We start from the raw sequence: 9,936 nt of genomic DNA on the forward strand, positions 1-9,936 counted from the left end.
AGGCCGACAGCAGAAGAGAGGTAAGTTGGAAAGTGCACCTGCAATATTGGCAGGACTTTCGATTTTACTGAACACTCTTCAACTGCTCTCGGAATATTCAATAGATGAACTGAATGAAATCGCAACAGTTGCATTAAGTACCTAAAGATGTGTAGATACCTATGCTTAAAAAAAGGGGGATTTTTTTCTCTAAGAAAATATGACTAAAATTATTTGCTATACATCGGTCTATTGTCATTTAAGCGTATGATCCCGCGAATCGCCCGATACACAATCCAGATCCAGGCCAAAACCACCACCACTAAACAGAAAGCGGATGCACCAAATGCGACCCCTGCAAACAGGTTAGGATCTTCGCCGGTAAAGAACAAAAAGAAAAATGGAATAAAGGCGACGATATTCCAGAACAGATACCACCAGAAACTGCGGATCTGCCAGGTAAAATGACTTTCAAAGATGGAACCGCGCACATCGCGCCGTTTCACATAGTTAATGATCAACGCCACGAGAGCCAGCAGGCCAGCACTAAAAATGGCTACAATATATAAAATGTACAGTGCAAAAGTCAGTGTGCGGTTTGAGTCTTTATCAATGGAATAGTTCACATCCCCTCCTAGCACTTCCCCTAGATATTTAAACTATTCAATGGGGAAATCAGCCATATAATCAAAATGATGTTAAAGGCTATGGTACAAAAATATATCTGCCGGAAAGGTTGTTTTTGTGTTTTATGCCGTAATTTCTGCTGTGCCAGCCAGGCTGCCGGCCAGCCGCCTAAGAAGGCCACCAGATGCAGAGTATTTTCCGGAATACGGCGATTGCCAAGTTGCGCTGCTTCCTTATCTTGCGCATAAAGCCAGTAGCTGAGCGCATTCATCAGGCTGACCAGCAACAACACCAATCCACTCAATAAACCACCCAAGGTCAAAGCCACCAGTAAAAGAATATAGAGCACACAGGCAATCTGCATTGGCTGTAATTTACGTGTCTGCTGTGGCTTGGACGGTTTGAATTTTGCTTGCAGACTTTTGGCTTGTGCTGCTTTCAGGTACATCACTTGTTGCGCACGATAACGGCCGCGTTCATCCAGAATCACCAGATAATCCAGCGCACAGCCCACGATTGGACGTGGACCAGGCTTGGCAAAATCCTTGATATGCAGAAATACGCGTTCTTTGGCTGGATCACTGGGCTGGATAAAACCATAACCCTGATCATCAAACCATTCCACCAAACGTCCCTGATCGCGCATATCCCCTATCCTTTTTAATCTGATTGTTTAAGCGGTGACGAATTTTAAGCGTTCAATCAGCATATTACGCATTTCATCCGGATTTTTTTGCAAAATATCTTCGCCTGTCCGGCCTAATGCTGCATTACGCTGTGCCACCTGCAGGCGCATCATCCAGAACCGCCCTGCCGCCATAGCCAGATACAATTCCAGACAGGCGCGTTCATCACTGGTTAAAGGACGAATCGTTTCATAGGCATTTAAAAAGGCAATCGCTTTTTCTTCGTTCAAGACCACGTCAGGATATTCGGTACAGAAGTCATTTAAAGTAATGGCGATATCAAACAACCATTCATCTTTATTTAGCTCATAAAAATCCAGAATGCCATTCAGCTGATCGCCATCAAATAAGGTATTGTCACGGAACAGATCCGAATGAATAAAACCGCGTGGACGATCCGGATATACCGCCGTCAACGCCTCATATAAACCTAACAATTTACCGAGCAAGACTTTATCTGCCGGACTTAAACTCGGTTTGATCTCTTGAGACACTGCCAGCCAATAGGCATGATCACGCACGAAATTCCGTTGCAGTTTAAAGTCTTTGAGTGCCACATGCATTTTCGCCTGAGCCACTGCAATCGCTTCAACTTGTGCGACGGTAGATGGCATCGGATGTTCACCCATCAGGCGCGGTGCAATTTGTGCCGGTTTATCTTTAATGCTGTGAATGGCTTTTCCTGAATGCGACAAAGGTACAGGAACGGCCAATCCGGCCTGACCCAGATGTTCCAGAACCGGAACCAGTTCACCTGCCGCCTGCTCATCCATATCTTCAAACACCGTCAGCACATATTGCTGGTCTTCGCAGACTAAAAAGTAGTTGGTATTTTGAATACCGCCTTGAATGGGAATCAGATCAATCGCCTTTAAACCATAAGGCGCTGCAAAATCCTGAACTTCCTTTAAAGTCAAAGTGGTATAAACCGACATAGAAAACCTGCGAAAAAACTTACATAATTTTGCTAGAATACCGTTTCCATCTGCCAAGGTGTAGCGCTTGCGTGGGTGAGTTTCATAATCGGCTGTAATAATTGGAAAAATTTATGCTAGCTAAACGTATTATTCCTTGTCTGGACGTGGATAACGGCCGCGTGGTCAAGGGTGTCCAGTTCCTTGATATTCGTGATGCGGGTGACCCGGTCGAAGTGGCGCGCCGTTATAATGAACAAGGTGCCGATGAAATTACTTTCCTTGATATTACCGCTACACATCATGGACGCGATACCACTTACCGCACAGTAGAGCGCATGGCTGAATCGGTGTTTGTACCCCTGACTGTCGGTGGCGGTGTGCGTAAAGTTGAAGATATCCGTCTATTGCTCAATGCCGGTGCAGACAAAGTCAGCATCAACTCGGCTGCGATTTATAATCCTGAGTTTGTGCAGGAAGCATCTCAACGCTTTGGCGCACAGTGTATCGTTGTTGCAATTGATGCCAAAAAAACTGGCGACCACAAATGGGAAATTTTCACCCACGGTGGCCGTAAAGAAACCGGGATTGATGCGATTGAATGGGCTGTGAAAATGGCTGACTTCGGCGCAGGTGAGTTACTGATTACTTCTATGGATGCCGATGGCACCAAAGCCGGTTATGACATTGCACTGATGCGTGCCATCAATGACCGCGTCACAGTACCGACTATTGCTTCTGGCGGTGTAGGTGATTTACAGCATTTGGCGGACGGCATTATTCATGGTGGTGCCGATGCAGTACTGGCAGCTTCAATTTTCCATTTTGGCCAGCACACCATTCCGGAAGCAAAAGCCTATATGGCAGCCCAAGGCATTGAAATGCGCCTTTAAGCCGTTTTAGATGATGATTTAATTAAAGAGTGTTTTTATAAACACTCTTTTTTTATGTCGTAGATTAAACAACCAGACAAATACAGGACAAAAAAAAAGGAGTCTTTCGACTCCCTATAAAACCAAGATAAGACTACAGCACTTGGTATTCAAAATAACTCATTACACCCAGAAACATTATCAGTATAAGGCTCTGCTCACCGACAGGAGCAAATATAAGTGAAGTCCGCAGGACAATATTGACAGTACAGTCGTATTTTATTGACAAATCACGACAAAGCCCTATTTTACTTAATAACCTGCGTATTTAACTGCTTTATTACCGTATTCTTCGCAGTATTTTTCGTCATTTTAGTGGAAGCATCAGCCCATTTAACCGGGAAAAATTGCTCTACCCAGTTATTCAATCTTTTCGAGATCGGCGCAGGCAAGCTCAGACCTAAAGAATTCTGTTCCTGCAAATCTGCCGAGGAAATCACCCGAGTCCCCAGCAGATAATCAAACCAGGGCTTGGTGACGCACCAGTTGGCATCCTGATTACTATTCATATGATGATCATAATGCCAGGGCAATTTCTTTTTGGCCCATTCCGGTTCCAGATGAGCCCGGCGATGTAAATAATAATAGTTGCCTGCACTATATAGGGCGGCCAGTGACATGCCTTTGGAGAAGGGATAAAAACTGAGTCCAAAAACGGTTGCGACGACTGCCAGTGACGCAATTTCATTGCGGGTACGCCAGTTGTCCAGTCCTTCTACATAGCCGAAATCGGAAAATTCCGTTTTTCGCACAATCCGGTGATGCTCCCAGTGTGAGCGCATACTCTCAGGTACCGGACTATAACGGCTCTGTCCCGGCCGATGAACACCATGTAATACATATTTATGCGCAAACCATTCAAATCCATTTGCGACAACGAGTCCTGCCAGAAAACCTTTCCACATAATCTTTTACCTCTTGGTCTATTTTTAATATAGGCTAAATAAAAGACTAGATATTGACCAAAATATTCAATATGATTGACAAAATACGACAAAATAAAAGAATTAAAAATGCTGGTTCTAAAAAACTACGTAGGTTCAGTATACGGTGGTTTAGGACATTTACTTTTGGACTATTATCAGTTGAAACAGCTTGAAGTCCCTGAGAAATTATTGGCCATTCAAAATCTGGAACGCTTTGATTTCGCCCTGTGGCGTGATCTGTTAACAACGCTTGATCAACAGCTGCAACGACCGGCTTTAGGCTTGGAAATCGCCCAACTGGTTGAAGCTAAACACCTCGGTATTATTGGCTATCTGGCGCTCTCAAGTGAGACCTTGGGTGAAGCCTTCATGCGCTATCATGATTATCATCGTCTGATTTATGATGGTGGCCCACTTCAGCTACAATGGCAAGGCGATTATCTGTCGATTGGCTGGGTTGAAGTTCCGTTTCATCTGAATACCCAATTGACCGATGAAATCGCGATTGCGCTAATGACGGAATTCGTGAAAGCCAATGTTCAGAACCCGCACGGGGTTCAGTTATATGAAGTGCATTTCCAGCATGCAATGCCTAAAAATATTGCACTCTATGAGCAGTATTTCGGCTGTAAAGTCCGCTTTTCTCAAGCCAGAAATCAGGTATTGATGCATGTCAGTGAACTGTCCAGACCGCTGAAACAGGGCGACCAGACCTTGCAGAAACTGCTGATGCAACAGGCCAAAGCATTGTTAGAAAAATTCCCGCACTCCACTCTGGTAGATCAGCAGCTACAACAGGCAATTCTGATTGGCCTGCAAAAAAACCTGTTCCAGATCGAGCATATTGCCGAGCAGATGAATTTTTCTGTGCGTCAGTTACAACGCCATTTGCAAAAACAGGGCAAAACCTATCAGCAACGTATGCAGGAAATCCGTTGCATGATGGCCATGCAATATCTGAAAGATCCGCACTTGAGTTTGCAGGAGACTGCCATGTTACTCGGTTATTCTGAACAGAGTGCGTTTCAGCGTGCCTTTAAGCAATGGACCCAACTGACGCCGCAGCAGTGGCGCCAACAGAATATGTCAGCCGCTTAAACCACCAGCATGTTGGTTTGATATACGGGCTTTAAGCAACATTGATGATTTAAATCCCTTGCCCCTATGACCTGATGATAAATATAAAAATAAGGACTTAAAAAATGGATAAATATCTTGCCGAATTGTTTGGCACTTTCTGGCTGGTGTTGGGAGATATTGCTGAAGAAAAAAATTAGGCTTTTCAATAAAAGCCGTCTAAAAAACCATGATTTCCAAATACCCTTTTTCTGCATGTTTCACATGGAACATGCAGAAAAGTAGATATGCAAGTTTTATAAAAATGGATTTTCTATTTCATCCAGATCATCACGCTGAATTTTTTCTGGCAAGTCCGGTGTATTTTCCAGCTGCTGCACCACATCATTAATAAAAGCCTGCAATACTTTGGCAGCCTTAAGTCCCTGCTGATCCTTGGTGATTTGCAAGTTGCCATACAGGCTGACACAGTCCAGATCATTTTCCAAAGTCAGATCATGAATGGCATGGGATTCGCTGCCATTTTCAAATGCTTTAAACATATCCTCTTCACCTGTCTTTGTTATTTTTCAATGAACTTGTGATGTTGATGCTACCTGAATCCCTGTTTTTTCAGCAAGCTTATTTCAACAGCTGCAAAATATATTGCAACAAGGCATCAATCAGCTGTTTCACGATGGCATCTTGCGTTGCGTTGTCTATCGCGCCGCCAGTCGCAGAGGAGGTCGAGCTGCTTGAACCAGAAGACTTAAACTCGCGTTTCAGTGCCTGCAGGTTTTCTTCAGAAACATCTTCGGCACACTGGCTTTCTGCATCCCAGTTGGAATATTCGATTTTCTGGTTGGCTTTTACGGCATTTCCGGTCAGTGGCAGCTTATAGGTATTGCGCTTCTGTTCTTCGGTGAGCTGCGGGAACAGGTTAATTCCAAGCTGTTCTTCCAGATAGCAGACGCTGACAATACGCACTTTGAGTGAATTGTCATTCGGTGCGTAGTAAGCACCAATAGCACCGGTTTTCGGCATATAAACCGCCTTATAGACCGCGGTCGGCACGATCACGCCATTGCCAATGGTTTTCAGCTTCTTCCCGGCAAAGACCGGCCCGGTCACCACATAAACATCCTGTTTCTGCTTGGTCACAATGGCACGGGTGGCCTCTTCCAGCTCACGCCAAACCTGCTGATTGTTCTTGGGTGCTTGCGGCACCATATTGGCCAATGAAAAACTGTCAGACTGCGCGGCCTTGTTAGGCATGTCAGCATTTGGTGCCATATGACCGCGGTCATAACCCGAACCGCGATAATCCGCCAATGTAGCACGATGCTTCGCACTGACCCGCTCTTCTTCATGAAAATTATCTTCACGGGGAATTTTCTGGCTTAAGCGTGCTGGTGTTAAGGCTTCCGCGACCCAAAGCGGTGTTTTGGATAACCCGGAATAACCGACATTAAAGCCATTAAAACACAGTGAATAGCTGTCTTTTTTCAGGCTGTCTTTCATCAGATATGGCGGCACATCCCGATAAAACTGGTTCAGACAGGCAGAATCGCTGGAAGATGATAGTGACACCCACTGACTGATTTTTTCCTGGCCAAAAGCGATGGCGAAGCTGCTCGAAGCCACCACGCCCAGAATGACTTTAAGACTATTATCATTTAAAAACTGAAAAAAAGAGTTCTTGGGTTTACGCTGCTTCTTGGCCATTCTTACACGTACTTTTTAGATCAATACAGATTTTGACCGAGCTTAACAAGCTGTATAAGTGAAGTATATCTTGGCTCTACCATTCGTTTACTAAATAAACAATAAGTATCTAAAACCCCGGGTAGTTGTAACAAACTGTCTAATTTTATTTCTTTTTAAATGAGGTTTCTCGGTGTTTGCGTAGCTTTGTTTGGCCCAGTGGAATGAGTGTGTAAAGCTAACGGCCTATCTCAATTCGTACAATTATTAGCAATGGTGTCAATCATGAATTCCAAACTCTCTAAAGCATTAGGTTTAGGATTATTCACAAGTGTGATTAGCGTAGCTGCATTTGCCGAGCCACCGGTTCAACCAGGTGAAACACTTGAAAGCTTGTCTAAAGCTAAAATTAGTACCAAGGTGAATGGTCAGGAAGCCTCTTTAGAAAGCTTGGTGAACTCTGGTCAGATCCGTCTGGTCGATCCGCGTGCAGCAACTCCACAGCCAGCCATGCCAAATACACAGGCACCGATGCCCAATGATCCAGCGATGACTCAGGCACCAAATTCAGGCACTGTTTCCCCTCAACCGCCTGTCACAGAACCAGGCATGAATGAATCAGAGGTGCCGGCCAATCTGATTGAGCCAGCCACTGAATCAGAAGTAGAAGCAAGCACGTCTATGACGACGCCTCAACAACAACCAGCACTGGAAGAACAACAAGCAGCTGTAGCGTCGATGCCTGAAGAGCAACAGCAAGCTGTGACTACCTCAGAACAACCGATGCCTGAAGAACAACAACAAGCGGCTGTGACTGAAGCAGACGTCGGCAATGAACAAACTGAAATTGCGGCTCAATCTGATGCAGAGCCAGTGCTGATGGAAGAACCTTTGAATGCTGCACCTGAAGTGCCAGCTGCGGTAGAACTTGAGCAATAATCCGAAGCTTGCTTATTTATTTCTCCCATAAAAAAACCAGAGTGTGCCTCTGGTTTTTTTATGCGTTTTGTTTTATTTACATCTGAATCTGGGTGCCCAGCTCAACCACACGGTTGGGTGGAATCTGATAGAAATCACTGACCGGACTAGTATTGCGCTGCATGGAAATAAACAGCTTTTCCCGCCACGGTGTCATGCCCTCACCCACAGTATGCATAATCCGTTCACGTGAAATAAAGAAACTGATCTGCATCAGGTCATATTCAAAATCCCATTGCTCATAGGCCTGTTGTAAAGCTTCCGGAATATTCGGCTGATCCTTAAAACCATAATAGATAAACACCCGGTAAAAATGCTCACTCAGTTTTTCCAGTTCAATCCGTTCCTGCCTGTCAACAAAAGGAATATCCCGGGTAATCACCGTGAGCATGATATTGCGTTCATGCAAGACCTTATTGTGTTTAATATTATGCAACATAGCATGCGGAACAATATTTGGTGTGCCGGTCAGGAAAATGGCATCGCCTGGCACAAATTTAGTACCTTCCCCCATCGAAATACTTTTAATAAACAGATCAATCGGCAAGGCATCCTGTTCCAGTCGGTTCAGTACCAACGCACGCCCGTCTTTCCAGGTCATGAGAATCGTAAAGAGTACCGCCCCAATCAGAATCGGCACCCAGCCACCCGAAGCGATTTTCAAGGCCGTTGAGGCCACAAAGACTAAATCCAGTGCAAGGAATGGCACAGCAAATAAAGCTACTTTCCAGACCGGCCAACGCCAGAAGCCATAAGCCAGAATCGAGATCAAAATGGTGCCGCAGAGCATGGTCATGGTCACCGCAACGCCATAAGCACTGGCCAGATTGGCACTATTTTCAAACAGTAAAATCAGGATCAGCACCGAGATAAACAACATCCAGTTAATGAAAGGCAGATAAATCTGGCCGCGCTCCAAGGCCGAGGTATGCTTGACTGACAAGCGCGGCAAATAGCGCAGTTGAATGGCCTGATTGACCATAGAAAATACCCCGGTAATGACCGCCTGTGAGGCAATCACCGCCGCCGCAGTCGCCAGGCCAATCATCGGAAATAAGGCCCAGTCGGGTAGCAGCATATAGAAAGGATTCGCCAGGGCTTCAGGACTACGCAGTAACAAGGCGCCTTGCCCGGCATAATTCAGTAATAAACATGGCAAGACGATAATGAACCAGGCCAGACGAATCGGCAGACGGCCAAAATGCCCCATATCGGCGTAAATCGCTTCACCACCGGTCATGGTCAGAATCACTGCGCCCATGGTCAGAAAAGCCACATAAGGCTGGTCGACCACAAAATGATACGCCCAATAGGGATTCACCATCCAGAGCACAAATGGGGTCTGGATAATGCTCCATAAACCAAAACTGCCAATAGACAGGAACCAGAGCATGGTTAAAGGCCCGAAGAATTTGCCCATGGTGGCTGTGCCATGTCGCTGTACCATAAACAGTCCGGCCAGAATCCCGATGGATAAAGGCACCAGCCACTGATTGAAAATGGGTGTCGCAATACTCAGCCCTTCAATGGCGGAAAGTACGGAAATTGCCGGGGTAATAATCCCGTCACCAAAAAATAGCGATGCCCCCACAAAGCCCAAGGCAATCAGGAAAATTTTCTTTTGATCGGCAATACGTGTGGTCCGCAGGTTCAAGGCCAGTAAGGACATGATTCCGCCTTCGCCGTTGTTATCGGCACGCATGATCACCATGACATATTTAAAGCTGATGGTGAGCATCATGCACCAAAAAATCAGCGACAGGATACCGAGTACAGAAGCTTCGCTAATGGCGAGATGTGCGGTGAGGAAGCATTGGCGCAGTGCATACAGCGGACTGGTCCCAATATCTCCGAAAACGACCCCAAGCGCAGCCAGTGTAATCACTGGGAGAGCTGCCTTTTGTGCAGTGCTTTGCATATATTGTCTTCGTTTTTAACAAGCATTTTCGCGAATCATAGCACCGCATTAAAAGTTTTTCTGCAAATCAATTGTTTCAGCTTGGCACAGCTGGTTTTTTTCGCTATTATCCTCGGCCTATGGTGAGGTGTCCGAGTGGCTGAAGGAGCACGCCTGGAAAGTGTGTAAACGTTTATAGCGTTTCGAGGGTTCGAATCCCTCTCTCACCGCCAAATT

The 9,936-nt window shown here is 45.5% G+C and carries 10 protein-coding genes and 1 tRNA gene; 4 read left to right on the plus strand and 7 right to left on the minus strand.

Annotation, left to right across the window (positions count from 1 at the left end):
• Positions 1–209: 209 nt before the first annotated feature.
• From WAK81_RS04665 to WAK81_RS04675, 3 genes are read right to left on the minus strand one after another with little or no spacing between them, the layout of a single operon-like run.
• Positions 210–605 (minus strand): DUF4870 family protein, encoded by a 396-nt coding sequence (locus WAK81_RS04665; protein WP_422195881.1) that lies wholly within the window; start codon positions 603–605, stop codon positions 210–212.
• Between the two features lie 20 nt (positions 606–625).
• Positions 626–1,252: a DUF1294 domain-containing protein gene (locus WAK81_RS04670; protein WP_422195882.1), complete on the minus strand. Its 627-nt coding sequence runs from the start codon at positions 1,250–1,252 to the stop codon at positions 626–628.
• Between the two features lie 27 nt (positions 1,253–1,279).
• Complete coding sequence (locus WAK81_RS04675) at positions 1,280–2,227, minus strand: homoserine kinase (protein ID WP_422195883.1); 948 nt, start codon at positions 2,225–2,227, stop codon at positions 1,280–1,282.
• Positions 2,228–2,340: 113 nt separating this feature from the next.
• Between WAK81_RS04675 and hisF the strand changes: the two genes are divergently transcribed.
• A complete protein-coding gene (gene hisF, locus WAK81_RS04680; protein ID WP_422195884.1) occupies positions 2,341–3,099 on the plus strand; it encodes an imidazole glycerol phosphate synthase subunit HisF in 759 nt (252 codons plus the stop codon).
• 287 nt (positions 3,100–3,386) lie between these two features.
• On the opposite strand, the gene WAK81_RS04685 is transcribed toward hisF, so the two are convergent.
• Entirely contained in the window at positions 3,387–4,043 is a 657-nt protein-coding gene (locus WAK81_RS04685; RefSeq protein ID WP_422195885.1) for a hypothetical protein, read from the minus strand.
• Positions 4,044–4,151: 108 nt separating this feature from the next.
• Here WAK81_RS04685 and WAK81_RS04690 point away from each other — a divergent pair, with 108 nt between their 5' ends.
• Entirely contained in the window at positions 4,152–5,162 is a 1,011-nt protein-coding gene (locus WAK81_RS04690) for an AraC family transcriptional regulator ligand-binding domain-containing protein (protein WP_422195886.1), read from the plus strand.
• A 275-nt stretch (positions 5,163–5,437) separates the two neighbouring features.
• On the opposite strand, the gene WAK81_RS04695 is transcribed toward WAK81_RS04690, so the two are convergent.
• Positions 5,438–5,683 carry a hypothetical protein gene (locus WAK81_RS04695; RefSeq protein WP_422195887.1) on the minus strand — a complete coding sequence of 82 codons (246 nt, stop codon included), beginning with the start codon at positions 5,681–5,683 and terminating at the stop codon, positions 5,438–5,440.
• Positions 5,684–5,762: 79 nt separating this feature from the next.
• Complete coding sequence (locus WAK81_RS04700; protein WP_422195888.1) at positions 5,763–6,845, minus strand: DNA/RNA non-specific endonuclease; 1,083 nt, start codon at positions 6,843–6,845, stop codon at positions 5,763–5,765.
• Positions 6,846–7,109: 264 nt separating this feature from the next.
• Here WAK81_RS04700 and WAK81_RS04705 point away from each other — a divergent pair, with 264 nt between their 5' ends.
• Positions 7,110–7,763: a hypothetical protein gene (locus tag WAK81_RS04705; protein WP_422195889.1), complete on the plus strand. Its 654-nt coding sequence runs from the start codon at positions 7,110–7,112 to the stop codon at positions 7,761–7,763.
• Positions 7,764–7,839: 76 nt separating this feature from the next.
• Here the strand turns inward: WAK81_RS04705 and WAK81_RS04710 are convergent, their stop codons facing one another.
• Positions 7,840–9,720 carry a potassium transporter Kup gene (locus WAK81_RS04710; protein WP_422195890.1) on the minus strand — a complete coding sequence of 627 codons (1,881 nt, stop codon included), beginning with the start codon at positions 9,718–9,720 and terminating at the stop codon, positions 7,840–7,842.
• Positions 9,721–9,841: 121 nt separating this feature from the next.
• Here WAK81_RS04710 and WAK81_RS04715 point away from each other — a divergent pair.
• A tRNA-Ser gene (locus tag WAK81_RS04715) sits at positions 9,842–9,932 on the plus strand.
• Positions 9,933–9,936 lie beyond the last annotated feature (4 nt).

The organism is Acinetobacter sp., assembly GCF_049284435.1.
Lineage (GTDB): Bacteria > Pseudomonadota > Gammaproteobacteria > Pseudomonadales > Moraxellaceae > Acinetobacter.

Coding starts and splice junctions, on each gene's coding strand:
- WAK81_RS04670 (WP_422195882.1), bottom strand. CDS start 1,252: ATGCGCGATCAGGGACGTTTGGTGGAATGGTTTGATGATCAGGGTTAT.
- WAK81_RS04675 (WP_422195883.1), bottom strand. CDS start 2,227: ATGTCGGTTTATACCACTTTGACTTTAAAGGAAGTTCAGGATTTTGCA.
- hisF (WP_422195884.1), top strand. CDS start 2,341: ATGCTAGCTAAACGTATTATTCCTTGTCTGGACGTGGATAACGGCCGC.
- WAK81_RS04685 (WP_422195885.1), bottom strand. CDS start 4,043: ATGTGGAAAGGTTTTCTGGCAGGACTCGTTGTCGCAAATGGATTTGAA.
- WAK81_RS04690 (WP_422195886.1), top strand. CDS start 4,152: ATGCTGGTTCTAAAAAACTACGTAGGTTCAGTATACGGTGGTTTAGGA.
- WAK81_RS04695 (WP_422195887.1), bottom strand. CDS start 5,683: ATGTTTAAAGCATTTGAAAATGGCAGCGAATCCCATGCCATTCATGAT.
- WAK81_RS04700 (WP_422195888.1), bottom strand. CDS start 6,845: ATGGCCAAGAAGCAGCGTAAACCCAAGAACTCTTTTTTTCAGTTTTTA.
- WAK81_RS04705 (WP_422195889.1), top strand. CDS start 7,110: ATGAATTCCAAACTCTCTAAAGCATTAGGTTTAGGATTATTCACAAGT.
- WAK81_RS04710 (WP_422195890.1), bottom strand. CDS start 9,720: ATGCAAAGCACTGCACAAAAGGCAGCTCTCCCAGTGATTACACTGGCT.